General features: G+C 71.0%; 23 protein-coding genes. 15 read left to right on the top strand and 8 right to left on the bottom strand.

Annotated features, from left to right (window positions below):
- Positions 1 to 197 precede the first annotated feature (197 nt).
- Together ACGFWI_RS31860 and ACGFWI_RS31855 are read left to right on the top strand one after the other, a co-directional pair.
- Complete coding sequence (locus ACGFWI_RS31860) at positions 198 to 1,412, top strand: glycine betaine/L-proline ABC transporter ATP-binding protein (RefSeq protein ID WP_393909512.1); 1,215 nt, start codon at positions 198 to 200, stop codon at positions 1,410 to 1,412.
- On the top strand, positions 1,405 to 4,014 hold the full coding sequence (locus ACGFWI_RS31855) for an ABC transporter permease/substrate binding protein (protein ID WP_393909511.1): 2,610 nt from the start codon (positions 1,405 to 1,407) through the stop codon (positions 4,012 to 4,014). Before ACGFWI_RS31860 ends, ACGFWI_RS31855 begins: the two co-directional genes overlap by 8 nt.
- A gap of 125 nt (positions 4,015 to 4,139) precedes the next feature.
- Here ACGFWI_RS31855 and ACGFWI_RS31850 read toward each other — a convergent pair whose 3' ends face one another.
- Both ACGFWI_RS31850 and ACGFWI_RS31845 read right to left on the bottom strand, forming a co-directional pair.
- Entirely contained in the window at positions 4,140 to 4,502 is a 363-nt protein-coding gene (locus tag ACGFWI_RS31850) for a hypothetical protein (protein ID WP_393909510.1), read from the bottom strand.
- Positions 4,499 to 4,879, bottom strand: a complete 381-nt coding sequence (locus tag ACGFWI_RS31845; protein WP_393909509.1) for a hypothetical protein — start codon at positions 4,877 to 4,879, stop codon at positions 4,499 to 4,501. Before ACGFWI_RS31845 ends, ACGFWI_RS31850 begins: the two co-directional genes overlap by 4 nt.
- Positions 4,880 to 5,015: 136 nt before the next feature.
- On the opposite strand from ACGFWI_RS31845, the gene ACGFWI_RS31840 reads away from it, so the two are divergent.
- Entirely contained in the window at positions 5,016 to 5,753 is a 738-nt protein-coding gene (locus ACGFWI_RS31840; RefSeq protein ID WP_393909508.1) for a helical backbone metal receptor, read from the top strand.
- A 15-nt stretch (positions 5,754 to 5,768) separates the two neighbouring features.
- On the opposite strand, the gene ACGFWI_RS31835 is transcribed toward ACGFWI_RS31840, so the two are convergent.
- Positions 5,769 to 6,911 carry a TDT family transporter gene (locus ACGFWI_RS31835; protein WP_393909507.1) on the bottom strand — a complete coding sequence of 381 codons (1,143 nt, stop codon included), beginning with the start codon at positions 6,909 to 6,911 and terminating at the stop codon, positions 5,769 to 5,771.
- An 86-nt stretch (positions 6,912 to 6,997) separates the two neighbouring features.
- Here ACGFWI_RS31835 and ACGFWI_RS31830 point away from each other — a divergent pair, with 86 nt between their 5' ends.
- The gene (locus ACGFWI_RS31830; protein ID WP_393909506.1) at positions 6,998 to 7,930 is read left to right on the top strand and encodes a LysR family transcriptional regulator; all 933 of its coding nucleotides are present in this window, start codon (positions 6,998 to 7,000) and stop codon (positions 7,928 to 7,930) included.
- A 37-nt stretch (positions 7,931 to 7,967) separates the two neighbouring features.
- Here ACGFWI_RS31830 and ACGFWI_RS31825 read toward each other — a convergent pair whose 3' ends face one another.
- From ACGFWI_RS31825 to ACGFWI_RS31815, 3 genes are all read right to left on the bottom strand, one after another.
- Entirely contained in the window at positions 7,968 to 8,666 is a 699-nt protein-coding gene (locus ACGFWI_RS31825; protein ID WP_393909505.1) for a gamma-glutamyl-gamma-aminobutyrate hydrolase family protein, read from the bottom strand.
- Between the two features lie 53 nt (positions 8,667 to 8,719).
- Entirely contained in the window at positions 8,720 to 10,159 is a 1,440-nt protein-coding gene (locus ACGFWI_RS31820; protein WP_393909543.1) for an amino acid permease, read from the bottom strand.
- A 263-nt stretch (positions 10,160 to 10,422) separates the two neighbouring features.
- Positions 10,423 to 11,142, bottom strand: coding sequence for a FadR/GntR family transcriptional regulator (locus ACGFWI_RS31815; protein WP_393909504.1), 720 nt, complete (start codon positions 11,140 to 11,142; stop codon positions 10,423 to 10,425).
- 73 nt (positions 11,143 to 11,215) lie between these two features.
- Between ACGFWI_RS31815 and ACGFWI_RS31810 the strand changes: the two genes are divergently transcribed.
- The 4 genes from ACGFWI_RS31810 to ACGFWI_RS31795 all read left to right on the top strand — a co-directional run bounded on the left by ACGFWI_RS31810 (position 11,216) and on the right by ACGFWI_RS31795 (position 16,135).
- Positions 11,216 to 12,583 carry a glutamine synthetase family protein gene (locus ACGFWI_RS31810; protein ID WP_393909503.1) on the top strand — a complete coding sequence of 456 codons (1,368 nt, stop codon included), beginning with the start codon at positions 11,216 to 11,218 and terminating at the stop codon, positions 12,581 to 12,583.
- Between the two features lie 11 nt (positions 12,584 to 12,594).
- Positions 12,595 to 13,974, top strand: a complete 1,380-nt coding sequence (locus ACGFWI_RS31805; protein WP_393909502.1) for an aldehyde dehydrogenase family protein — start codon at positions 12,595 to 12,597, stop codon at positions 13,972 to 13,974.
- Positions 13,971 to 14,756, top strand: coding sequence for a 3-oxoacyl-ACP reductase (locus tag ACGFWI_RS31800; RefSeq protein WP_393909501.1), 786 nt, complete (start codon positions 13,971 to 13,973; stop codon positions 14,754 to 14,756). The genes ACGFWI_RS31805 and ACGFWI_RS31800 overlap by 4 nt, the downstream gene beginning before the upstream one ends.
- A 110-nt stretch (positions 14,757 to 14,866) precedes the next feature.
- On the top strand, positions 14,867 to 16,135 hold the full coding sequence (locus ACGFWI_RS31795) for a haloacid dehalogenase-like hydrolase (RefSeq protein ID WP_393909500.1): 1,269 nt from the start codon (positions 14,867 to 14,869) through the stop codon (positions 16,133 to 16,135).
- 33 nt (positions 16,136 to 16,168) lie between these two features.
- On the opposite strand, the gene ACGFWI_RS31790 is transcribed toward ACGFWI_RS31795, so the two are convergent.
- Complete coding sequence (locus ACGFWI_RS31790; protein ID WP_393909499.1) at positions 16,169 to 17,389, bottom strand: amino acid deaminase/aldolase; 1,221 nt, start codon at positions 17,387 to 17,389, stop codon at positions 16,169 to 16,171.
- A 202-nt stretch (positions 17,390 to 17,591) separates the two neighbouring features.
- Between ACGFWI_RS31790 and ACGFWI_RS31785 the strand changes: the two genes are divergently transcribed.
- The 4 genes from ACGFWI_RS31785 to ACGFWI_RS31770 all read left to right on the top strand — a co-directional run bounded on the left by ACGFWI_RS31785 (position 17,592) and on the right by ACGFWI_RS31770 (position 21,793).
- Positions 17,592 to 18,938, top strand: coding sequence for a hypothetical protein (locus tag ACGFWI_RS31785; RefSeq protein ID WP_393909498.1), 1,347 nt, complete (start codon positions 17,592 to 17,594; stop codon positions 18,936 to 18,938).
- Positions 18,935 to 20,104 carry a type VII secretion-associated serine protease mycosin gene (mycP, locus tag ACGFWI_RS31780; RefSeq protein WP_393909497.1) on the top strand — a complete coding sequence of 390 codons (1,170 nt, stop codon included), beginning with the start codon at positions 18,935 to 18,937 and terminating at the stop codon, positions 20,102 to 20,104. The genes ACGFWI_RS31785 and mycP overlap by 4 nt, the downstream gene beginning before the upstream one ends.
- 75 nt (positions 20,105 to 20,179) lie before the next feature.
- Positions 20,180 to 20,911, top strand: a complete 732-nt coding sequence (locus ACGFWI_RS31775) for an SseB family protein (protein ID WP_393909496.1) — start codon at positions 20,180 to 20,182, stop codon at positions 20,909 to 20,911.
- A gap of 120 nt (positions 20,912 to 21,031) precedes the next feature.
- A complete protein-coding gene (locus tag ACGFWI_RS31770; RefSeq protein ID WP_393909495.1) occupies positions 21,032 to 21,793 on the top strand; it encodes an MIP family channel protein in 762 nt (253 codons plus the stop codon).
- Positions 21,794 to 21,880: 87 nt separating this feature from the next.
- On the opposite strand, the gene ACGFWI_RS31765 is transcribed toward ACGFWI_RS31770, so the two are convergent.
- On the bottom strand, positions 21,881 to 22,261 hold the full coding sequence (locus tag ACGFWI_RS31765; RefSeq protein WP_393321909.1) for a DUF1844 domain-containing protein: 381 nt from the start codon (positions 22,259 to 22,261) through the stop codon (positions 21,881 to 21,883).
- A gap of 319 nt (positions 22,262 to 22,580) precedes the next feature.
- Here ACGFWI_RS31765 and infC point away from each other — a divergent pair, with 319 nt between their 5' ends.
- From infC to rplT, 3 genes are all read left to right on the top strand, one after another.
- Positions 22,581 to 23,306, top strand: a complete 726-nt coding sequence (gene infC / locus ACGFWI_RS31760) for a translation initiation factor IF-3 (RefSeq protein WP_393909494.1) — start codon at positions 22,581 to 22,583, stop codon at positions 23,304 to 23,306.
- 125 nt (positions 23,307 to 23,431) lie between these two features.
- The gene (gene rpmI / locus ACGFWI_RS31755; protein WP_016576627.1) at positions 23,432 to 23,626 is read left to right on the top strand and encodes a 50S ribosomal protein L35; all 195 of its coding nucleotides are present in this window, start codon (positions 23,432 to 23,434) and stop codon (positions 23,624 to 23,626) included.
- A gap of 104 nt (positions 23,627 to 23,730) precedes the next feature.
- Positions 23,731 to 24,114, top strand: coding sequence for a 50S ribosomal protein L20 (gene rplT, locus ACGFWI_RS31750; RefSeq protein WP_393909493.1), 384 nt, complete (start codon positions 23,731 to 23,733; stop codon positions 24,112 to 24,114).
- The last annotated feature ends 32 nt before the right edge of the window (positions 24,115 to 24,146 follow it).

The following is a 24,146-nucleotide window of genomic DNA, read 5'->3' as shown; positions in this document are numbered from 1 at the left end:
GTATGCCCCATACGTCACGCGGATGTGAGCTGGATCACTGCATTGTTTGAGCCAGATAAAGAAGGGCAGGCGCGCATCCGGAGTGGACCCGGTCGGGATTCAACTATTCGACCGGTAAAGGCGGGCGGAACCCGTGCCGCTCCACGACCTGGCTACGGGGGTGGCAGGTCGTCACTCGATCGACAAGAGAGGCATATGTGTCCAGGCTGCAAGCCGAGCACCTGTACAAAGTGTTCGGCAGACGACCCGAGGACGCGGTCCGCAGGCTCGAAGCCGGCGCAAGCCGGGAGGAGCTGCGGACCGAAGGCACCACCGCTGCGGTGATCGATGCTTCGATCGAGGTGGATGAGGGCCAGATATTCGTCGTCATGGGTCTCTCCGGATCGGGCAAGTCCACGCTGCTGCGCACGCTCAACGGGCTGCTGGAGCCGACCTCGGGAACCGTCCGCATCGACGGCCAGGACCTCACCTCGCTCAGCGACAGGGAACTGCGCAAGGTCCGCTCCGAGAAGATCTCCATGGTCTTCCAGCACTTCGCGCTCTTCCCGCACCGGAGCGTCCTGGAGAACGCCGCCTACGGCCTCGAAGTGCAGGGCGTACCGCGTGCCGAGCGCATCGCGCGCGCCACCGAAGCGCTCGAACTCACCGGCCTCAAGGGCTGGGAGAAGTCCTGGCCCGACGAGCTGTCCGGCGGTATGCAGCAGCGCGTGGGCCTGGCCCGTGCGCTGGCCACCAACGCCGATCTGCTGCTGATGGACGAGTCCTTCAGCGCGCTCGACCCGCTGATCCGCCGCGATATGCAGGACCAGCTGCTGGAGCTGCAGAAGTCGCTGAAGAAGACCATCGTCTTCATCACCCACGACCTGAACGAGGCCATGCGGCTCGGCGACCGGATCGCCGTGATGCGCGACGGCCGGATCGTGCAGATCGGCAGCGCCGAGGACATCCTCGTCACACCGGCCAATGACTATGTCGCCTCCTTCACCCAGGACGTGGACCGTTCCCGGGTGCTGACCGCGGGCGCGATCATGGCCGAGGTCGGGACCGTGCTCGGCGCCACGACGCCGGAGGGCGACAAGCTCGCCACCGCGGCGGAGTTCCGGGCCGCCGCACCTGCGACGGTCGGTGTGGACACCCCGCTCGTCGAGCTGTTCACGCCCTGTTCGGCCAGCACCGTTCCGGTCGCCGTGATCGATGACAAGGGCGGTCTGGTCGGTGCCGTCACGGCCGAGCGGCTGCTCGCCGTCCTCGGTGAATCCGCGGAGGAGAGCCCGACGCCGGCCGTCCCCGGCCAGGACGGGACCGGCGACGCGATACCCGCGGACGCGACCCCGGCGGACAAGACATCCGTGCCCACCTCCGGGAACACGGGCGACAACGACCCCGAGGACAAGGTGAGCGCCGGTGCCTAGGATTCCGATAGGCAGTTGGGCCGACAGCCTGGTCGAATGGCTGCGGGACCACGCCGAGTGGCTCTTCCACTTCGTCACGACCGTGCTGGGCGGTTTCTACGACGCCATCCTGACGGTCCTCTCCGGTCCCGCGCCGCTGCTCCTGACGGGCATCTTCGCGGTGATCGCCTGGTGGCTGCGGGGTCTGCCGGCCGCCCTGCTGACGTTCATCGGCTTCGCGCTGGTCGATTCGATCGAGCAGTGGCACCAGACCATGCAGTCGCTCTCGCTGGTGCTCGTGGCCTGCATCATCACGATCGCGGTCGCCGTACCCCTGGGTATCTGGGCGGCCCGCAGCCGCGCCGTCAGCGGAGCGGTGCGTCCGGTTCTGGACCTGATGCAGACGATGCCCGCGATGGTCTACCTGATCCCGGGCATCCTCTTCTTCGGCCTGGGCGCCGTGCCCGGCATCGTGTCGACCATCGTCTTCTCCATGCCGCCCGCGGTCCGCATGACCGAACTGGGCATCCGGCAGGTCGACGGTGAACTGGTCGAGGCCGCCGACGCGTTCGGTACGCACCCACGGCGCACGCTCTTCCGCGTACAGCTGCCGCTCGCCCTGCCGACGATCATGGCCGGTATCAACCAGGTCATCATGCTGGCGCTGTCCATGGTCGTCATCGCCGGCATGGTCGGCGGCGCCGGTCTCGGCGGCACCGTCTACCTCTCGCTCAGCTCGGTCGATGTGAAGCTGGGCGCGGAGGGCGGTCTCGCGGTCGTCATCCTCGCGGTGTACCTGGACCGGATGACCAGCGCGCTCAACCAGCGGGTCTCCCCGCTCGGCCGGCGCGCGCTGGCGAAGGCGCAGGCCGCGCTCGGCGGTCTGAAGTTCCTCCACTGGAAGCCCGCCACTTCCCTGGCGACGGTCGCCGTGGTTGTGCTCGCGCTGGTCGCCGGCGGGCTGAGTGTCTTCGGCAAGGACAGCGGCAGCGGCACGGGGGGCAGCGACGGCAACGGGCGGCCGATCAGCCTCGGTTACGTCAACTGGGACGAGGGCAAGTCCACCACGTTCCTGTGGAAGGAGATCCTCGAACAGCGCGGATACAAGCCCAGGGCCCAGGCCCTGGACGCCGGCCCGCTCTTCACCGGCCAGGCCCGTGGTGACATCGACGTGCAGACCAACGCCTGGCTGCCGACGACCCACGCGGAGTACTGGAAGAAGTACAAGGACAAGCTCGAGGACCTGGGCGCCTGGTACGACAAGACCTCCCTGGAGATCGCGGTCCCGTCCTACATGAAGGACGTCAAGACCCTGGACGACCTCAAGGGCAAGGGCGGCACGTTCGACGGCAAGATCGTCGGCATCGAGCCGGGCGCGGGCGAGATGAAGATCCTCAAGGACAAGGTCCTCAAGGATTACGGCCTGGGCGGCGAGTACAAGGTCGTGGAGTCGAGCACCTCGTCCATGCTCACCGAGCTGGACCGCTCGATCCACGACAAGAAGCCGATCGCCGTCACCCTGTGGTCGCCGCACTGGGCCTACGACAAGTACAAGCTGACCAAGCTCAAGGACCCCAAGGGCTCCTTCGGCTCCGGGGACAGCCTGCACATGCTGGGCCGCAAGGGCTTCTCCCATGACGAGCCGCAGGTCGCCGCCTGGATGAAGAAGTTCCATCTGGACGAGAAGCAGCTCACCAGCCTGGAGAGCGAGGTCAAGAACGCCGGTACGGGGCATGAGCAGGAGGGCGTGCGCGCCTGGCTCAAGCAGCACCCCGGCATGGTCAACAAGCTGGCGCCGTCCGCCAAGGCCCACTACGCCAAGGGCAAGGACGCGGGCAAGGCCCCGTCCATGGGCTACCCGGCGTGGGACGAGGGCATTGCCACCACCTACCTCTGGAAGAACATTCTGGAGAAGCGGGGCTACCGGCCGAAGATGCAGAACCTCGATGTCGGCCCGATGTGGACCGGCTTGTCGACGGGGCAGATCGACGTCGAAACCGACGCCTGGCTTCCGGTGGCGCAGAAGCAGTACTGGGACAAGTACAAAGACGATCTTGTCGATGTCGGCGCCTGGTACGACAAGACCTCACTGGAGATCGCCGTACCGTCCTACGTCAAGGGCGTGAAGACCCTCGACGATCTGCGCAAGCACAAGGACACCTTCGACGGGAAGATCATCGGAATCGAGCCGGGCACCGGCGAGATGAAGCGCCTCAAGAGCGTGGTGTCTCCCGCGTACGGTCTGGGCGGCTTCGACGTCACCGAGGCCGGCACCAGCGCCATGCTCACCGAGCTGGAGCGGGCCTACGCGCAGAAGGAGCCCATCGCGGTGGTCCTCTGGTCCCCGCACTGGGCGTACAGCAAGTACCACCTCACCAAGCTCAAGGACCCGCAGGGTACGTGGGGCGCCAACAACCAGATCAAGACGATCGGCAACAAGAGCTTCCCGAAGAAATTCCCGGAGTTCAACGGCTGGTTGAAGAACTGGAAGATGAACTCCGATGAGCTCGGCAGCCTGGAGAAGGATATTCAGGCGGCCGGCAAGGGCAACGAGGACAAGGGTGTTCAGAAGTGGATCGATGCCCATCCGGGCATCGTCGACAAGATGGCACCCGTGAAGTAAGCCTTATCGGCACCCACTTCGCGACGGCGGGCCCCGCCACCGGACTTCGGTGGCGGGGCCCGGCTGTTTCCGGCCCGCGGTGCGCCATGCGGTGCGTACGGATCAGCGGTGTGGTGGGACATTCCTCAGAACGTGCGGCACAGCAGCTTGAAGCTCTGGACTTTGGCCCCGTCGAACTTTCCCGGCACGTCCAGCGCATAGATCCGGTATTTCACCGAACGCAGTCCGGTCGGGGTGGGCCGGTCCGAGAGCAGATAGCTCTTGCGGCCGAAATCCTGGGTGTAGACGTGGTGTCCCTTACCCGGGATCTTGAACTTGTGCACGATGTGGCCGACGGCCTTGGACGTGATGATGACTTCCTGGCCCTTGCCGCAGCGCTTGTAGCCGCCTTCCTTCTCGGTGGCGTGCGCGGCGCCCGGGGCGAGGAGCAGCGTGGCACCGGCGGCGGCCAGCACCGCAGTGAACTTCTTCTTCGTGCGGAGGGTCACCGGTTTCCCTTCTCGCTGCAGAATCCGTACACCTTGACCAGGTTCTTCTTCGTGCCCCAGACCGATGTCACTTTCCAGAAGATCTGGTGCCGCCAGGTCGGAATGGCCTTGGACGAGATACCGGCGGGGTCGTTCCAGTACTCCTGGGTGTGCACTTTCCCGCTGGGTACCCGCCAGCTGACCCGGAATTTCGCGGCGCCCTTGACGTAGATGAACGCCGTGTCATCGGCGGTCGGGCAGCCCGTGCCGTCCGACTTGGAATGAAATCCCTTGACCGGCGCGGCATGCGCCGGCGCACTGAGAGCCAAAGGCGAAACGAGCGCGAAGCCCGTGGCCAACACGCTGAGGAGAGTGCCCTTTCGGCGGTGGCTGTGCATGCAGAAAATCCCTCTGTTCTCCCTTGCGGATGCTTGATCAACTCACCGTCACCCTAAGGACGCGAGGACTTCCGCCGCTATTGTCCGATGGTGCATCACCACCCGTCGCCGACGGCGAATTGCGTACGCTGGCACCATGATGAGCCGCACTCCGCCACGCCGCGTGGTCTCGCTCGTGCCCTCACTGACCGAGGCGGTCGCCCGCACCGCGCCCGGCCTGCTGGTGGGGGCCACCGACTGGTGCAGCGAGCCGGCCGGACTCGATGTGGTGCGTGTCGGCGGCACCAAGAACCCCGACACGGAGCGGATCGCCGCCCTCGCCCCCGATCTCGTGATCGCCAACGAGGAGGAGAACCGGGAGCCGGATCTCGCCGCGTTGCGCGCCGCCGGGATCGCGGTGCTGGTCACCGAAGTACGGACCCTGCCGCAGGCGTTCCGGGAGCTGGAGCGGGTCCTCGTACACGGCTGCGGGCTGGCCCGGCCCGGCTGGCTGGACGCCGCCGAGGCCGCCTGGCGGGAGCTGCCGGCCCGGACGGCGGAGCGGACCGCGGTGGTGCCGGTCTGGCGCCGCCCGTGGATGGTGCTGGGCCGGGACACCTTCGCCGGCGATGTCCTGGCCCGCCTGGGCGTGCGCAATCTCTACGCGGACCATGCCGAGCGCTACCCCCGTGTCCCGCTCGACGACCTCCACGCCTGCGCCGCCGACCTGGTGGTGCTGCCCGACGAGCCGTACCGCTTCAGCGCCGAGGACGGTCCCGAGGCGTTCCCCGGCCTGCCCGCCGCGCTGGTCAGCGGCCGGTATCTGACCTGGTACGGGCCGTCGCTGGGGGGTGCTCCGGACGTCCTGGCCCAGTCCTTGGTCGGGGCCCACTGAGGAGGCGGGCGACGGCTACGCCGTGACCGGCCGGGGCGGCGCCGGCAGGCGTCCGCGGGCCAGGCCGACGGCGGTCCGGGTGCCGGCCACCGCCACGGCGGCCACGAGGAGCGCGAACAGACCCACCGCGAGCCAGTCGAAGGCGTCGAGGCCGGTGCGGCGGGCCAGGCCCGCGGCGCCCGTGACGCATGTCCCGACGGGGAAGGTGAAGCCCCACCAGGTCATCGCGAAACCCATGCCGTTGCGGAAGGCGCGTACCACCAGCGCGGTCGCGAGCGCCAGCCAGAGGAGGGCAAAGCCCATCACCGGGATGCCGTAGAGCACCGCGAAGGCGCCCATGGCGTGTGCGGAGGAGGCGTCCACGACGCCCGGTGCGACATGGGCGAGGTTGGCCAGCGCGGTGGTGGACTGCCCCAGGGGGCCCAGGACGAGGAACAGCGTGGGGGTGAGCGCCAGGGGGAGGGGGCCGTGGTGGATCAGCCGGGACAGGATCAGCGGCAGGACGAGCAGCGTGGCCAGCAGGGACATCCCGAACAGGGCGTAGCAGGCGAACAGCAGGGCCGCCTGCCACTGGCCGCCCGGCAGATGCGGCACCAGGGCCGGGCCCAGCGCCGCCGAGACCATGGGGGCGACCAGCGGCAGGAGCCAGACGGGAGTGGCGCTGCCGGTCTCGATACGGTGCCGGGTCACCATCAGGTACGGGATCGCCGCGGCGCACGTGAGGCCGACGAGGGTGCCCAGGGTCCACAGGACGGCGTCGACGGCCAGCGCGGCCGGCTCGCCGATGACCTCCCGGCCCACGGCGAGCGTGCCGCCGCCCACCGCCAGCAGCGCCATCGCCAGGCACCCGTAGAAGGGGGCGACGGCCGGGTCGAGGAGATGGCGGCGCGCCTGGTCGCCGTGGCGGACCCAGTGCACGGCTCGGGCGGTCAGCAGCGTCAGCAGCATCAGCGCCGACAGGGCCCAGACGACCTGGTAGGCGGTATGCAGGCCGGGTGCGGTGAGCGGCAGGACCGCGCCGGCGTTGGCGACGATCGCGGTGCCCATGACGGCGGCGTACCAGTTCGGCCCGAGATGGCGGACCGAGGCCGCGGAGCCGGGTGCGCGGGTGCCGGTGGCGGCGGTGCTGCGGGAAGGTGCTTGCGCGAGGGTTGCCATGGGAACAGCGTCGTCGCCCCGAACGGCCGCCACCAGGGACCTCGTGTCTATGAGGGCATAAGCTGGGGTTATGTGCAGGGGGACTTATGGGTGGTGAGGCCGAGCCCGCCGTCGTGTCGCTGTCGCACCGGGTCCCGGATCTCGGTGCGCTGGAGCTGCTGCTCGCCGTCGCCCGGCTCGGCAGTCTGGGGCGGGCCGCAAGGGCGCGGGGCATCTCCCAGCCCGCGGCCAGCAGCCGGATCCGGTCGATGGAGCGGCAGTTGGGGGTGGCGCTGGTCGAACGCTCGCCGCGCGGCTCCCGGTTGACGGACGCCGGCGCCCTGGTGACGGACTGGGCGCGCCGGGTGGTGGAGGCCGCCGAGGCCTTCGACGCCGGTGCGCAGGCGCTGCGGGGGCAGCGCGATTCGCGGCTGCGGGTCGCGGCCAGCATGACCATCGCCGAGTATCTGCTGCCGGGGTGGCTGATCGCCCTGCGCGCGCAGCGGCCCGGGACCGCCGTATCGCTGTTTGCGGGCAATTCCAGCGCGGTGGCCGAGCGGCTGCTGGGGGGCGAGGCGGACCTCGGATTCGTGGAGGGGCTGCAGATCCCGGCGGGGCTGGACGGGACGGTCATCGGGCATGACCGGCTGGTCGTGGTCGCCGCCCCGTCCCACCCCTGGGCCCGGCGCCGGACGGACCTGACCGCCGCCGAACTCGCCGCCACCCCGCTGATCCTGCGCGAGCGGGGCTCGGGGACCCGCCAGGTGCTGGATGCGGCGCTCGCCCGGCACGGCGGGCTGGCCGAACCGCTCCTCGAACTCGCCTCGACCACCGCCGTGAAGGCGGCCGTGGTGAGCGAGGCGGCACCGTCCGTCCTCAGCGAGCTCGCCGTCGGTGAGGAGCTGACCGCTCGTCGGCTGGTCGAGATTCCGGTGCGCGAGCTGCGGCTCGCCCGCGAGCTGCGCGCCGTGTGGCCCGCCGGTCAGCGGCCCGCAGGACCGGCCCGCGAGCTGCTGGGGCTGACCCGCCGGGCTCCGTGAGCGGGTCGCCGCGGCCCTTCGGACCGGCCCGTCCCGGTCACTCCCCGGGGGTCGCCCCGCGCGCCGCCGCCACCAGGGCGTCCATCACCCGGGTGTCGTCCCCGGCCTCCGGGTGCCACTGCACCGCCAGGGTGAAGCCGTACGCGCCCGGGAGTTCCAGCGCCTCGATGGTGCCGTCCTCCGCATGGGCGGACGGCACCAGCCCGCGGCCGATCCGGTCCACGGCCTGGTGGTGGTAGGTCGGTACGGAGACCGCCTCGGGCAGCGTACGGCCCAGCAGTGTCCCGGGGACCGGCTTGATGTCGTGCCGGTCGAAGACTCCGGGGGCACCGGCATGCCCGTCGAGGTGCTGGACGAGGGTGCCGCCCAGCACCACGTTCAGCAGCTGGAGTCCGCGGCAGATGCCCAGCAGCGGTACCCCGCCCGCCAACGCGGCCTCGATCAGGGCCAGTTCCCAGGCGTCCCGGTCCAGGGCGGGCGGGCCGGTCCTGGGGTGCGGCTCCGCGCCGTAGCGCGCCGGCTGCACATCCGCGCCGCCGGCGATCACCAGCCCGTCCAGGCGGGCCACGGCCGCGGCGGCCGTGGCCGGATCGCCCGGCGGCAGCAGCGCGGCCAGCCCGCCCGAGCGCTGCACCAGCTTCGGATATCCGGCGGGCACCAGAGCGGCGGGCAGGGTCCACACCCCCCACCGGGCCTCTTCCTGGTACGTGCTGATGCCGATGAGGGGCTGGGACACGGATCCTCCGATGTGGCGCTGGTGCGTTCCTGCTCTGCGTTCCGGCTCGGCCGTCAGAATTCCAGTTCGTGCTCGATGGCGGCCAGCTCCTCCGCCGTGCCCTGGACCTTCGGGCCGGTGAACCACTTGCGGGCCGACACCAGCCACCAGGTGCCGGCGAAGCCGAGGACCAGGAGGACGGCGAGCGGGGTGTAGTTGAAGGTCTCCGCCGTGACCGGGCTGGTGGTCGGGAGCATGAAGAGGACGGAGATGATCAGCGTCCAGCCGACGGCGATGACGCCGATGGGCTTGCTCCAGCGGCCGAGGTGCCAGGGCCCGCGCTCGAAGCGGTCGCCCTGGAGCAGGCGGAGGATGACCGGCAGGACGTAGGCGATGTAGAGGCCGATCACGGCGATCGAGGTGACGGCCGCGTACGCCGTGGCGTTCCACAGGTACGGCAGGCCCAGCACGAAGGCGCCGCCGGCGGCCAGCCACACCGCGTTGGTCGGCGTCTTGGTCCGCTTGTTGATGCGGTGCCACAGCTGCGAGCCGGGCAGCGCGCCGTCCCGCGAGAAGGCGTAGATCATGCGCGAGTTGGCGGTGACCGACGACATGCCGCAGAAGAACTGGGCGCCGATGGCGACCAGGAGGAGCAGCTTGCCGCCGGTGGCGCCCAGCGCGTCGATGAAGATCTGTGCCGGGGGCACGCCGGTCTTGCTGGCCAGCGCGCCGTCGTAGTTCTGGATGGCGAAGGTGATGCCGACCAGCAGCACCCAGCCGGCGACCAGGGAGACCAGGATCGACATCACGATGCCGCGGGGGCCGGCCTTGGCCGCGTCGTGCGTCTCCTCGGTCATGTGCGCCGAGGCGTCATAGCCGGTGAAGGTGTACTGCGCGAGCAGCAGCCCCAGCAGTCCGACGTAGAGGCTGGAGTGCCAGCCGGTGTTGTTGGTGAAGTGGGTGAAGACGAAGGAGGCGGACTGGTGCTTCGAGGGCACCACGACCAGGGCGCCCACGATGACCAGCACACCGAAGACGTGCCACCACACGCTGATGTTGCTGAGGAGGGAGGCCAGCTTCACGCCGAGGGTGTTCAGCAGGCCGTGGGCCAGCAGCACGATGCCGAACAGCAGGATGGTGTGCGCCGGGGTGGCGGTGAAGCCGAACTGCAGGTCCAGCAGCGCGTTCATGAAGGACGCGGCGCCGAAGTCGACACCCGCGGTCACCGCGACCTGGCCGAGGAAATTGAACCAGCCGGTGAACCAGGACCACGCCGGGCCGTGCGAGGGGGCCAGCTTCGCCGCCCAGTAGTACAGGCCACCCGCCGTTGGGAAGCTGGAACAGACCTCGGCCATCGCCAGGCCCACGAACAGCGTCATGAGGCCGACCAGTGGCCAGCCCCAGGTGATCATGGCGGGCCCGCCCGTGTTCATGCCGAAGCCGTACAGCGTCAGACAGCCGGAGAGGACCGAGATGATCGTGAACGAGACGGCGAAGTTCGAGAACGCCGACATCGAGCGGGCCAGCTCCTGGGCGTAGCCGAGCTCGTGGAGGCGTTGTTCGTCGCTGGACAGCTGAGGGGTTCGATGTTCTTGGTCCGGGCTCGTCACATGCTCGTTGGTCGACACAACGCCTCCGAGGGCCTCGATAATCCGCGGCAGGTACGGGAACCGCTACCAGCCCCGCAACAAAGGTATGGGCCGATACCTTTGTCTCCGGGTCGGCTGAGCGCAAGACCCCGGCGGGAAAATCTCGTAACAGGCGGGTTTCGCACGCCTCACGAGAGGAAGCCGCGCAGCAGTGCCGCCGTGCCGCCGCAGTGCTCGCGCATCACCTCGCGCGCGCCGTCCGCGTCGCCCTCCATGACCGCCTCGACCAGCGCGCCGTGCTGTGCCTGGGAGTGCTCCAGATTGCGCACCAGCAGCGGGATGCAGTCCAGCAGGTCGTTCACGCCCGCCCGTACCGCCGCGTACTGCGCCGCCAGCGACGAGGAGCCGGACAGCTCGGCGAGGGTCAGATGCAGCAGGGTGTCGCGCCGGCGGTAGTCGGCGAGCGGCGCGTCCTGGGTCGCCGCGAGCGCCGCCCGCAGTCGGCCGCTCTGCTCGTCGGACAGCCCGTGGGCCGCGCACAGCCCGGCCGCGCCCACCTCCAGCACCTCCCGGAAGCGCAGGGTGTCCTCGACGTCGACCTTCTCGATCCGGCGCCGCAGCTCGGCCTCGCCGTGGTTCTCCGTGCGCACCCGTACGAACGTGCCGCCGTAGCGCCCGCGCCGGCTCTCCACCAGGCCCTCGTCCTGGAGTACCTTCAGTACCTCGCGCAGGGTGACCCGGCTGATCTGCAGCCGCTCGGCCAACTCCCGCTCGGCGGGCAGCCGTTCGCCCTGGGGTACCAGGCCGAGCCGGACGATCTGGAGTATCTGCTCCAGCGCCTCCTCGAAACCGTTGCCCGCCCGCACCGGCCGCAGTACGGGTGCCAGCCGGTCAGCCGCCTCGTCCATCGATACCCCTTCCCAATCAATGGTTCGTGTGCCTACCTTATGACCTCCGGATGCAGTGACAGGAGGCAATACCGTGGCAGACCGCACGCCCCCACTCTCCGTCGAGGAGCTCAGGGTCCTCGTCGACGCCGGGGAGATCGACACTGTCGTCCTCGCCTTCACCGATATGCAAGGCAGGCTCCAGGGCAAGCGGTTCGCGGCCCGATACTTCCTCGACACCGTCCTCGAACACGGCACGGAGGGCTGCAACTACCTCCTCGCCGTCGACGTCGACCTCAACACCGTCGAGGGCTATGCGATGTCCTCCTGGGAACGCGGCTACGGCGACTTCGCCATGCACGGCGACCCCGGCACATTGCGCCGTACCCCCTGGAACCCCGGCACCGCCCTGATCACCGCCGACCTGGCCTGGCACGACGGTTCCCCGGTCGTCGCCTCCCCGCGGCAGATCCTGCGCCGCCAGCTCGACCGGCTCGCCGAGCGCGGCTGGAGCGCCCACGCGGGCACCGAGCTGGAGTTCATGCTCTTCAAGGACACCTACGAAGACGCCTGGTCACGCGGCTACCGCGAGATGAACCCGGCCAACCAGTACAACGCCGACTACTCGGTCCTCGGCACCGGCCGGGTCGAACCGGTGCTGCGCCGGATCCGCAACGAGATGGGCGCGGCCGGCATGACCGTCGAGTCCGCCAAGGGCGAGTGCAACCTCGGCCAGCACGAGATCGTGTTCGTCTACGACGAGGCGCTCACCACCTGCGACCAGCACTCCATCTACAAGACCGGCGCCAAGGAGATCGCCGCCCAGGAGGGCATGTCGCTCACCTTCATGGCGAAGTACGACGAGCGCGAGGGCAACTCCTGTCATATCCACCTCTCGCTGCAGGACGCGGACGGCCGCCCGGTGCTGGCCGACGAGAACGGCCCGTACGGCATGTCGCAGACCATGCAGCACTTCCTGGCGGGCCAGGCCGCCGCGATGCGTGACTTCACGCTCCTCTACGCGCCCAACATCAACTCCTACAAGCGCTTCCGCCCCGGCTCCTTCGCGCCCACCGCCGTCGCCTGGGGCCCCGACAACCGCACCTGCGCCCTGCGGGTGGTCGGCCACGGCCGCGCCCACCGTCTGGAGAACCGCCTGCCCGGCGGCGATGTGAACCCCTACCTCGCGGTCGCCGGCATGGTCGCGGCGGGCCTGTACGGCATCGAGCACGAGCTGGCACTCCCCGAGGCGACCACCGGCAACGCCTACACCGGCGACGCCGCCCACGTCCCCACGACGCTGCGCGAGGCCGCCGAGCTGTGGGAGCAGAGCCCGATCGCCCGGGCGGCGTTCGGCGACGAGGTCGTCGACCACTACCGCCACATGGCGCGCGTCGAGCAGGACGCCTACGACGCCGCCGTCACGGACTGGGAGCGCTTCCGCTCCTTCGAGCGCATGTAAGGAACCTGACCGTGTCCACTGGTCTGCACGAGCTGAACATCCTCAACCCGGCGACCGAGGAGGTGGTGGCCACCGTCCCCACCACCTCCCCCGAAGAGGTCGACGCCGCGGTCCGGCGGGCCGCCGCCGCCCAGGAGGCCTGGGCGGCGGTGGCACCCGGGGACCGGGCCCGCATCCTGCGCCGCTTCGCCGAGGTCGTCGACGCGCACATCGAGCCGCTCGCCGCGCTCGAACTGAAGGAGGCCGGCCACCCGCTGGGCAACGCCCGGTGGGAAGCGGGCAACGTCCGCGATCTGCTGCACTTCGCGGCCGGGGGAGTGGAGCGCCTGAACGGCACCCAGATCCCCGTCTCCGGCGGCCTGAACATCACCGTCCAGGAGCCGCTGGGCGTCGTCGCCGTCATCGCCCCCTGGAACTTCCCGATGCCGATCGCCGCCTGGGGTACCGCCCCCGCGCTCGCGGCCGGCAACGCCGTTCTCCTCAAGCCCGCCGAGACCACCCCGCTCACCGCGCTCCGGCTCGCCGAGCTCGCCCTGGAGGCGGGGCTGCCCGAGGGCCTCTTCCAGGTCCTGCCCGGCGAGGGACCGGTCACCGGCACCGCGCTGGTCGACCACCCCGGCGTCGCCAAGGTCGTCTTCACCGGCTCCACCACCACCGGCCGGCAGATCGCCGCCCGCTGCGCGGCCCGGACCAAGCGGCTCACCCTCGAACTCGGCGGCAAGAGCCCCAACATCGTCTTCGCCGACGCCGACCTCGAAGCGGCCGCGGCCGCCGCCCCCGGCTCCTTCCTCGACAACACCGGCCAGGACTGCTGCGCCCGCAGCCGCATCCTCGTCCAGCGTGCCGTCTACGACCGCTTCATGGAGCTGCTGGAGCCCGAGGTCAAGGCGTTCACCGCCGGCGACCCGGCCGACCCCGCGACCCGGATGGGTCCGCTGATCTCCGCCGCCCAGCGCGAGCGGGTGCGGTCCTACGTCCCCGAGGACGCCCCGGCCGCCATCCGCGGCGAGGCGCCCGCGGGCAAGGGCTTCTGGTACCCGGCCACCGTCCTGGAGGGACGCCCCGAGGACCGTACGGCCGTCGAGGAGATCTTCGGCCCGGTCGCCGTCGTCCTCCCCTTCGACGACGAGGCCGACGCGGTGCGGCTCGCCAACGCCGGCGACTACGGCCTGGCCGGCTCGCTGTGGACCCGTGACGTCGGCCGCGCCCTGCGGGTCTCGCGCGGCGTCGCGGCCGGAAACCTCTCCGTCAACTCCCACAGCGCAGTGCGCTATTGGACCCCCTTCGGCGGGTTCAAGCAGTCCGGCCTCGGCCGTGAACTGGGCCCGGACGCGCTGACCGCCTTCACCGAGACCAAGAACATCTTCATCAGCACAGAGGAGACCAAGTGACCGACCAGACCGCAGTGTGCCGCCGCCTCGTCGGCCGTACCGCCGTGATCACCGGAGCCGGCAGCGGCATCGGCCTGGCCACCGCCCGCCGACTGGCCTCCGAAGGTGCCAACGTCGTCTGCGCCGACATCGACGAGGCGGCGGGCAAGGCCGCCGCCGCGGAGGTCGGCGGCCTCTTCGTCCAGGTCGATGTGACCGACTCCGACCAGGTCGAGGCGCTCTACAAGACCGCCTTCGACACCTACGGCTCGGTCGACATCGCCTTCAACAACGCCGGGATCTCCCCGGACGACGACGACTCGATCCTCACCACCGGACTGGACGCCTGGAAGCGCGTCCAGGAGGTCAACCTCACCTCGGTCTACCTCTGCTGCAAGCATGCGCTGCCCTACATGCGCGACCAGCGCCGCGGCTCCATCATCAACACCGCGTCCTTCGTGGCCGTGATGGGCGCCGCCACCTCCCAGATCAGCTACACCGCCTCCAAGGGCGGCGTGCTGTCCATGTCCCGCGAACTGGGCGTGCAGTTCGCCCGCGAGGGCATCCGGGTCAACGCCCTGTGCCCCGGACCGGTCAACACCCCGCTCCTGCAGGAGCTGTTCGCCAAGGACCCGGAGCGCGCCGCGCGCCGCCTGGTGCACGTCCCCGTCGGCCGGTTCGCCGAGCCCGAGGAGATCGCCGCCGCCGTCGCCTTCCTCGCCAGCGACGACTCCTCGTTCGTCAACGCCGCCGAGTTCCTGGTCGACGGCGGTATCGCGGGCGCGTACGTCACCCCGGTGTAACCGGCCGCTGTTCACCTGCGTCAGCACCATGGCGGCCGGACGTCGCACGACGCCCGGCCGCCATGCGCTAGCGTCCGCCTTCGGATCCTCGTTCGACAGGAGTGCGTTCCATGCTCACCAAGCGTCGCTGGCTTGCAGCGGGTGCTGCCCTCGCGGTCGTGGGTGGCGGCGTCGTGGCCGCCCAAACGGCCACGGCGGGCCCCGCCCCGCGCCACTGCCCCACCCTCCATGTGACCAAGGGCTGGTACGGCGACAACCGTGCCAAGCTGCAGAAGATGATCGACGAGCGCGGCACCTGCGCCGGCTCCGACGGCGCGCGGCCGGTCGCGACCTTCGACTGGGACAACACCGTCGTCAAGAACGACATCTCCGACGCCACGCTGGCCTGGATGCTGCGGCACGACAAGGTGCTGCGCCCCGCGAGCTGGAAGGCCACCAACAAGTGGCTGACCGCTGACGCCGCCAGTGCCCTCACCAAGGCCTGCGGCACCTCCGTGCCCGCCGGCCACCCGCTGCCGACGTCGACCGACACCGGCTGCACCGACGAGATCCTCGACGTCTACCAGGACGCCAAGACCTCCACCGGCAAGAAGGCGTTCACCGGCGAGTGGAACCACCGCCGCACCGTCCCCGAGTACGTCTGGATCACCCAGCTGTTCGCCGGGCACAGCCCCGCGCAGCTGACCGGGTTCGCCCGCGCCGCCCGCGCCCAGAACCTCGCCGCGCCGATCGGTACGCAGCAGAAGGTCGGCACGCACACGATGGAGGGGTACGTCCGCTACTACGACCAGCAGCGCGACCTCATCCACACCCTCAAGAAGGCCGGCTTCCGCGTCTACATCGTCTCCGCTTCGGCAGAGCCGCTGGTCCGCGCCTGGGCGCCCGGCGTGGGAATCGACCGCGAGCACACCATCGGCATCCGCAACCTCGTCCGCGACGGCCGGCTCACCACCGGCGTCCAGGGCTGCGGCGACGTCAAGGACACCAACGGCGAGGTCCTGACGTACATGGACGGCAAGCGCTGCTGGATCAACCAGGAGATCTTCCACGTCAAGGGCGCCAAGGCCTGGCAGAAGCAGGACCGGGCGCACCGTCCCGCCTTCGCGGCGGGCGACGCCGAGACCGATGTGACCTTCGTCGGCGATGCCACCGCCGGGCACCTGGCCATCAACCGCAACAAGGCCGAGCTGATGTGCCGGGCGTACGACAACAGCGACCACCGCTGGCTCGTCAACCCGATGTTCATCGAGCCGAAGAAGCGCCAGGCCGACCCGTACCCGTGCGCGACCACGGGCTACACCCGGCCGGACGGCACCCTCGGCCCGGTCCACCGCCCCGGCGGCTCGGTGATCCCGGACCAGAAGGACACGGTGTACTGAGCGCACCGCTCGCAGGGCGAGGGCCGCGCCAGGTCAGAGAAAGGCGTGGCCCTCGCCGCGGTAGGTCGGCACCGTCTGCACCACCCGGTCCCCGTCGATCAGCGCCAGCTCCGTGAACCGCTCACACAGCTCACCGGCCTTCGCATGCCGGAACCACACCTTGTCGCCGATCCGCAGCTCGTCGGCGGCCGGACCCAGCAACGGGGTCTGCACCTCGCCGGGGCCCTCCTGCGGGTCGTAGCGCAGCCCGGCCGGCAGATACGGCACCGGCAGCCGGTCCGGACCCGCCGCCCCGGACGCCGGATAACCGCCGCCCAGCACCGTGACCACTCCGGCACCCGGGCGGCGCACCACGGGCTGGGCGAACAGCGCCGCCGGACGCCCGCTGAACGAACGGAAGTTGTCGAACAGCCGCGGAACGTACAGCCCCGACCCGGCCGCGATCTCGGTGACCGCCGCCTCCGCGGCGGTGTGCTGCACGCTGCCGGTCCCGCCGCCGTTGACGAACTCCAGGCCCGGCGCCACCGCCCGCACCGCCCGTACGGCCTCCCAGCGTCGCTGCGCCAGCTCCTTGCGCGCCGCCGCCTGCATCACCCGGATCGCCCGCGAGAACACCGGCTTGCCGGCGACCTCGTCGCCCACACCGGCCACATGTCCCTCGTACGCCATCAGTCCCACCAGCCGGAAACCGGGCCGGCGCACCACCGCCCGGGCCAGCGCGGCCAGTTGGGCGGGTGCCCGCAGCGGTGAACGGCGGGCACCGACCCGCACCTTCCCGCTCATCAGCCGGTAGGAGGTGTCGAGTTCGAGGCACACCCGCACCTCCTCGCCCGCCCCGCCGGCCGGCCGGGCCGCATCGATCAGATCCAGCTGCGCCGGATCGTCGACCATCACCGTCACCGCGGCGGCGAGCTTCGGGTCACCGGTCAGCTCGGCGAAGCCCGCCCGGTCCACCGACGGATAGGCCAGCAGGATGTCCGTGAAGCCCGAGCGCGCCAGCCACAGCGACTCCCCGAGCGTAAAACTCATGATCCCCGCGAAGCCGTCCCGCGCCAGCACCCGCTCCAGCAGCGCCCGGCAGCGCACCGACTTGCTCGCCACCCGGACCGGCTTCCCCTTCGAACGGCGCACCAGATCGGCGGCGTTGGCGTCGAAGGCCTGCAGGTCGACGACGGCCAGCGGCGCGTCGAGGTGGGCGGTGGCCCGGTCGTAACGGGCTTTGTCGCCATACGTATCGACTGTGTGCGGGGGCATGGCCGCAGCCTGCCAGACCCGCCTACCACTGGGTAGGGGGGAGATTGCGACAGAGCGGACATGGGTTGGAGCGCCGACGGCGCCAGCCCTTAGAGTGGCTCGACACCGCAACAGCAGGTCAGCGGCGTGTTGTCCGGATACGAACCACCGTGCCCCGATTGCGGATCGGGCTCGGAGGTCAGCGGCGCAAGGGGGAGCGCGGGTGAGCACCGACGCTGAATTCGCCGATGCGCGACACATCCCACCCATACCCCCGCAGCCACCCCGGCGGCCCACCGCTGCCGCGGCGCCGGAGCCGGCCGAGGACCCGCAGACGGCCGTGCTGCGCCGGGTGCCGCCCGAGCCGTCGGTACCGCCGTCCGCGCCCGCCGCCCCGTCCGGCTCCGGCGCGCACACCGTCCCGCCCCGCCCCACCGTCCCGCCCCGTGTCCGGCCACCCGCCGCCGGTGCGCCGCTGCCGCCCCGCCAGGACCGCGCACCCGGCCCCTCGGCCCCCACCGGTCCGGCCGGCCCCGGCCGCTCACAACCCGCCGCCTTCCGCGACACCGCCGCCTTCCATCTGGCCAACAGCCAGGAGCTGTGGAGCGGGGCCGGTGAACGCGGCGCCGGCGCCGGGCCGGGCACTCCGCCGCGCACCCGCAGGTCCGCCTCCGCCACCCCGCCCGGCAGCATGCCGCCCAGGCCGGCGGCCGAGGGCCCGTCAGCGGTGCCGTGGCCCCGGACTCCGCTCCCTCCGCAGGGAGTTGTGCCCGCCCCCGGCGCACCGCCCGCCTCCTCCCGCCGTCCCGGCCGCCAGGTGCCCGCCGCCGCGGTCTGCCTGGTCCTCGGCATCGGCCTCATCGGCGGCGCGGTGGCCGGGAGCCGGCTCACCGACGACGCCTCCGGCGCCCCGCCCACGGCCGAGGCCGTTTTCGCCAAGGGCCGCGACGTCTGGCACGACACCCCCGTCGACACCCTCTTCCCGCGCACCGTCAACGGCCTGGGCGTCGGCCCCGGCGGCGCCGACCGGACCTGGACCCGGATCGCCGTCGCCCCCGACGGCGGCTGCACCGGCGCGTACGACCCGAAGCTGGCCACCGCGCTCGCCCCGGCAGGCTGCGTCCGTCTGCTGCGCGCCACCTACGCCGATGCCACCCGCAGCGCGGTCATCACGGTCGGCGCGCAGATCACCAAGGCCGACCAGGCCGGGATGATGGCCCTCAACACCCGCTTCAGCACCAAGAACCTGGGCATCCGCACGGACCTGATGCCGCTGCCGTACGCGGCCAAGGACACCCCGGCCGCGGACTTCGGGCGCGCCCAGCGGGCCAGCTGGACCGTCCGGGTGCTCACCGACATCCCGGCCGTCGTCTACGCCGTCTCCGGCTTCGCCGACGGCCGCACGTTCAGCGAGCCGCAGCCCGCCGAGGCCGCGATCCGGCCCGGCACCACCACCGCCCCGGCCGAAGCCGGCCTGGGCCACGACGCGAAGGACCTGGCGGACCGGATCGAGGCGGACTTCCGCAAGGCGGCCGGCAGCCCGACACAGAAAAGGGACGCCTCGTCATGACGAAGACCGCGCTGCGCGGCGCCGCCCTTGCCCTGGCCTCCGCGGTGCTCGCCGTACTGCCCGCCGTCCCCGCACAGGCCGACGCCCTGCGCGCCCAGGAGTGGGCCCTCCAGGCCGTCCACGCCCAGCAGGCCTGGCGCACCACCAAGGGCGAGGGCGTCACCGTCGCCGTCCTGGACACCGGTGTGGACGCCAACCACCCCGACCTCGAAGGCCAGGTACGGCCCGAGCAGGACCTGGTCGGCTTCGGCGCCGGACCCGGAGACTCCGCCTGGGCCCGGCACGGCACCGGAATGGCCAGCATCATCGTGGGGCACGGCCATGGCGCGGGCCGCGAGAACGGAGTGCTCGGGCTCGCCCCGGCCGCCAAGATCCTGCCGGTACGGGTGATCCTCGAAGACAGCGACTCCCAGCGCGAGCGGGCCCGCACCGAGAAGGCGGGCGCGCTCGCCGACGGCATCCGCTGGGCCGCCGACCACGGCGCCGACGTGATCAATATGTCGCTGGGTGACGACAGCGAATCCGCGCACCCCGAGCCGCGCGAGGACGCCGCCATCCAGTACGCCCTCGGCAAGGGCATCCCCGTCGTCGCCTCCGCGGGCAACGGCGGCCTGAAGGGCAACCACGTCTCCTACCCGGCCGCCTACCCGGGGGTGATCGCGGCCACCGCCGTCACCCATCTGGGGGGCCGGGCCCGGTTCTCCACCCGTCACTGGTACGCCACGGTCAGCGCGCCCGGCTTCGACATCGTCATGGCCGACACCGACGACGGCTACCTCTCGGGCTGGGGCACCAGCCCCGCCGCCGCGTTCGTCTCCGGCGCCGTCGCCCTGATCCGCTCCGCACACCCCGACCTGAGCCCGGCCCAGATCCGCCGGCTGCTGACCTTCACCGCCCAGGACAAGCCCGAGGGCGGCCGCGACGACGACTACGGCGCCGGCCTGATCGACCCCGCCGCCGCCCTCCAGGCCGCGGCAGATCTCAAGCCCACCCCGCAGAAGCCGGCCCCCGCCGGCTACGCCACCCGTTACTTCGGCCCCGGCCCCACCGCCGACGACGCCGAGGACGCCCCCGTCAACTGGCTGCCCTGGACCGCCGGCGCCGCCGGCCTGGTCCTCCTCACGGCCGCCGTCGTCCTCTGGCGCCGCCGCCCCGCGCAGCACTGACCGACACCCGCCCACCGCGGGCGCCCCACCGGCCCGCACGGCAAGGGCTTCACCCCCGGCCGATACGCTCACGTCGTGCAGAAGAACATCCCGGACCCCGGTTTCTCCGACGACGACGGCTCCGCCGACCCCGCGCTCGCGGCAGCCCTGGCGGCGTACGGATCCGACCGGAGCACCGAGCCCCGGCTCCTGTCGGCGCTGGCCGGCGCACGCGTCCTCGTGCCCGTGGTGGCCGTCCTCGGCGAGGTCGAGACCGGACCCGACGGCCTGCGCCGCGAGAAGACCAGCGATATGGCCGTCCCCACCCTCCAGGCCCCGGACGGCCGCCGCGCCCTCCCCGCCTTCACCTCCATGGAGACCCTGCAGCGCTGGCGCGCCGACGCCCGCCCCGTCGCGGTCCCGCTGCCGCAGGCCCTGCTCGCCGCCTCCCACGAGCAGGCCGACACCGTCGTCGTCGACCTGGCGGGCCCGGTCACCTACCAGCTCACCGGACCGGCCCTGCGCGCACTGGCCGAGGGCCGTACGAGCGCCGACCCGCTCGCCGACCCGGCCGTCACCGACGCCCTGCGCGCCCTGCTCGACGCCGAGCCCGGTGTGCTCGTCGCCCGTCTCGCGCCGTCCGCCGAAACCGACGCCACCCTCGCCCTCGGCCTCGCCCCCGACGCCCCGGCCGCCGAGGTCGCCCAGCGCCTCGCCCGGGTACTGGCCGCCGACGAGGTCCTGCGCGCCCGGCTCGTACGGGGCCTGGATCTGGCCCTGCTGCCGCCCGGTGCCACGACGGCCGGTGAACCGCTCTACCGGCGCTGACCCACCACGGCCGGGGCGCGGGTGCGACGGCCGGGCTCGCGTCCGCCGACGGGCGGGTTCGTCTCCAGGGCCGCACAATGCGAGGAGAGCTCAAGATCCACGCGAGGAGAGCCCCCCCCCATGGAGAAAACGGAGATCTCGAGGGTATTGACCCGCACGGTCGTATCCGAGTTCCTCGGCACGCTGCTCCTGGTGTTCTTCGCCGTCGGCTCGGCCGTGCTGGCGGGCGAATACATCGGCACCTTCGGCATCGCCCTGGCTTTCGGCTTCACCTTGGTGGCGCTTGCCTACGCCCTCGGCCCGATCTCGGGCTGCCACCTCAACCCCGCCGTGACGCTCGGCATGCTGCTGGCCCGCCGGCTCACGCTGCGGACGGCCGCCGAGTACTGGATCGCCCAGGTGGTCGGCGCCATCGTCGGCTCGGCGCTGCTCTTCCTGGTGGCCCGGCAGGTCCCGGGACTGCAGACCCATGCCTCCTTCGGCACGAACGGCTGGGGCGACCGCTCGGCGGTGCACCTCAACCTCGGCGGTGCCTTCGTCGCCGAGATAGTGATGACCTTCCTGCTGGTCTACGTGTGGCTGTCGGTCACCCACAAGGTGGCCGTGATCGGCTTCAACGGTCTGGCGATCGGCCTGGCCCTGTCCACCGTCCACCTCATCGGCATCCCCCTGGACGGCACCTCCGTGAACCCGGCACGCTCCATCGGCCCGGCGCTGTTCGCGGGCGGCGCGGCCATCACCCAGCTGTGGCTGTTCATCATCGCGCCACTGATCGGCGGCGCCATCGCGGCGGTGGTCCACCAGATCACCCACCCGCCGCACGAGCCGGTCCTCGTCGCCGACGACTCGATGCCGCACCAACCCACGACGGAATCCGACTGACGGGCACGCCCGACGGACGCCCCACACACGACGAGCCCCGGCCGTTCCCCGGCCGGGGCTCGTCGTCCGCCGATCCCGGCGCGCGGCTCAGCCGTGGACCGGGCCGGTGAACTTCTCCCCGGGGCCCTGACCCGGCTCGTCCGGCACCACCGAGGCCTCGCGGAACGCCAGCTGCAGCGACTTCAGACCGTCCCGCAGCGGCGCCGCGTGGTACGAGCCGATCTCGGTGGCGCTGGCGGTGACCAGCCCGGCCAGCGCCTGGATGAGCTTGCGCGCCTCGTCCAGGTCCTTGTGCGCCGCGCCCTCCTCGGCGAGCCCGAGGTTGACCGCCGCCGAACTCATCAGATGCACCGCGACCGTGGTGATCACCTCGACCGCGGGCACCTCGGCGATGTCACGGGTCATGGAGTCGAAGTCAGGGTTCGCCGCGTTCGGTACGTCGGGCTGCTGCGGTGTCTGGTCGCTCATGTCTTCGGGCTTCTTCCTGCTGAGGGGTCGGCTCCAGCCTATGGGCAGGGGGACCGGGCCCCGCGTCCGGGAGTGTCATCCTGGACGCGGGGCGCGGCCGCGTCAGCACAGGAGTGGGTGCCACCCCCTTGACTCGTGTATTCTGGTGTTCCGACCGGCCGGACACGCATGTGACCGGCCCACAAGTGGAGGCTCCGATCTCCCACCCGGCCGACCTCAGGTTGGCGGGTCAACGGTCCGGCTGCGCCCCGCGGAGACTTCGCGACGGTGCTCCAGATCTATGTGGAGCCCCGCCTGTGTCCCGTCCGGGGCGTTTTTCATGTACCGGCGCGGTTGGTCACACCGAATAAGACGTTACGCGGCAGTCCGCCAGGCCGTCGCGTGGTGCTACCGAGGAGGATCCATCAGCGCCGAGCCCCGCATCAACGACCGGATTCGCGTTCCCGAAGTGCGACTTGTCGGTCCCAGCGGCGAGCAGGTCGGGATTGTTCCGCTTGCCAAGGCCCTTGAGCTTGCTCAGGAGTACGACCTCGACCTGGTCGAGGTGGCGGCGAACGCTCGCCCGCCCGTCTGCAAGCTCATGGACTACGGGAAGTTCAAGTACGAGTCGGCCATGAAGGCCCGTGAGGCGCGCAAGAACCAGGCGCACACGGTCATCAAGGAGATGAAGCTCCGGCCGAAGATCGACCCGCACGACTACGACACCAAAAAGGGTCACGTCGTCCGGTTCCTCAAGCAGGGTGACAAGGTCAAGATCACGATCATGTTCCGTGGTCGCGAGCAGTCCCGCCCCGAGCTGGGCTTCCGGCTGCTGCAGCGGCTCGCGTCCGACGTGGAGGACCTCGGCTTCATCGAGTCGAATCCGAAGCAGGACGGCCGAAACATGATCATGGTTCTCGGTCCGCACAAGAAGAAGACCGAGGCGATGGCCGAAGCCCGTGAGGCGCAGGCCGCCCGCAAGGCGGAGCGCCAGGGCGGAGTTGCCGCGGACCAGTCCGTGGACGAGCCCGCCGAGGAGCCCACCGAGGAGCACGCCCAGGCGTGATCCCCGAGGCGTGCGCCCCGGATTCCATCCGGGGCACCTCGCCCCGGACACCAACCGATACATCTGACGCTCCCGCTTGCCGGTTCGTGCCTGCGGGAGCGCCACTGACGAGGAGAGAACGGCGCATGCCGAAGAACAAGACGCACAGCGGTGCCAGCAAGCGTTTCAAGGTCACCGGCTCCGGCAAGGTGCTGCGTGAGCGCGCCGGCAAGCGCCACCTGCTCGAGCACAAGTCGTCCCGCGTGACGCGTCGCCTCACCGGCAACGCCGAGATGGCCCCGGGCGACGCCGCGAAGATCAAGAAGCTTCTCGGCAAGTGAGCCGCCGCGCCCCACTGACAAGAGGGGGCGCGCGACTCGGACCGGGACTCAATCGATTCGGGCCGTGTGACGACAACCACGGCCCCGCTACAAGGAGTTAACAAGTGGCACGCGTCAAGCGGGCAGTCAACGCCCACAAGAAGCGCCGGGCGATCCTCGAGCAGGCCAGCGGCTACCGTGGCCAGCGCTCCCGCCTGTACCGCAAGGCGAAGGAGCAGGTCACCCACTCCCTCGTCTACAACTACAACGACCGCAAGAAGCGCAAGGGCGACTTCCGTCAGCTGTGGATCCAGCGCATCAACGCCGCTGCCCGCGCCAACGGCATGACGTACAACCGCTTCATCCAGGGTCTGAAGGCCGCCAACGTCGAGGTGGACCGCAAGATCCTGGCCGACCTCGCGGTGACGGACGCCAACGCGTTCGCCGCGCTCATCGAGGTGGCCCAGAAGGCGCTTCCGAGCGACATCAACGCCCCGAAGGCTGCCTGAACTTCGGTCTGACGACGTAGTGGTGCGGACCC

This window comes from Streptomyces sp. NPDC048434 (assembly GCF_043200375.1).
GTDB lineage: Bacteria > Actinomycetota > Actinomycetes > Streptomycetales > Streptomycetaceae > Streptomyces.
This window is presented reverse-complemented; position numbering and strand designations above follow the sequence as displayed.

What these genes read in the sequence shown, in the direction of transcription:
- ACGFWI_RS31845 (WP_393909509.1), bottom strand. Translation starts at nt 4,879, where the DNA reads ATGCACAGCCACCGCCGAAAGGGCACTCTCCTCAGCGTGTTGGCCACG.
- ACGFWI_RS31840 (WP_393909508.1), top strand. Translation starts at nt 5,016, where the DNA reads ATGATGAGCCGCACTCCGCCACGCCGCGTGGTCTCGCTCGTGCCCTCA.
- ACGFWI_RS31835 (WP_393909507.1), bottom strand. Translation starts at nt 6,911, where the DNA reads ATGGCAACCCTCGCGCAAGCACCTTCCCGCAGCACCGCCGCCACCGGC.
- ACGFWI_RS31830 (WP_393909506.1), top strand. Translation starts at nt 6,998, where the DNA reads ATGGGTGGTGAGGCCGAGCCCGCCGTCGTGTCGCTGTCGCACCGGGTC.
- ACGFWI_RS31820 (WP_393909543.1), bottom strand. Translation starts at nt 10,159, where the DNA reads ATGTCGGCGTTCTCGAACTTCGCCGTCTCGTTCACGATCATCTCGGTC.
- ACGFWI_RS31815 (WP_393909504.1), bottom strand. Translation starts at nt 11,142, where the DNA reads ATGGACGAGGCGGCTGACCGGCTGGCACCCGTACTGCGGCCGGTGCGG.
- ACGFWI_RS31795 (WP_393909500.1), top strand. Translation starts at nt 14,867, where the DNA reads ATGCTCACCAAGCGTCGCTGGCTTGCAGCGGGTGCTGCCCTCGCGGTC.
- ACGFWI_RS31790 (WP_393909499.1), bottom strand. Translation starts at nt 17,389, where the DNA reads ATGCCCCCGCACACAGTCGATACGTATGGCGACAAAGCCCGTTACGAC.
- mycP (WP_393909497.1), top strand. Translation starts at nt 18,935, where the DNA reads ATGACGAAGACCGCGCTGCGCGGCGCCGCCCTTGCCCTGGCCTCCGCG.
- ACGFWI_RS31770 (WP_393909495.1), top strand. Translation starts at nt 21,032, where the DNA reads ATGGAGAAAACGGAGATCTCGAGGGTATTGACCCGCACGGTCGTATCC.
- ACGFWI_RS31765 (WP_393321909.1), bottom strand. Translation starts at nt 22,261, where the DNA reads ATGAGCGACCAGACACCGCAGCAGCCCGACGTACCGAACGCGGCGAAC.
- infC (WP_393909494.1), top strand. Translation starts at nt 22,581, where the DNA reads ATGTACCGGCGCGGTTGGTCACACCGAATAAGACGTTACGCGGCAGTC.
- rpmI (WP_016576627.1), top strand. Translation starts at nt 23,432, where the DNA reads ATGCCGAAGAACAAGACGCACAGCGGTGCCAGCAAGCGTTTCAAGGTC.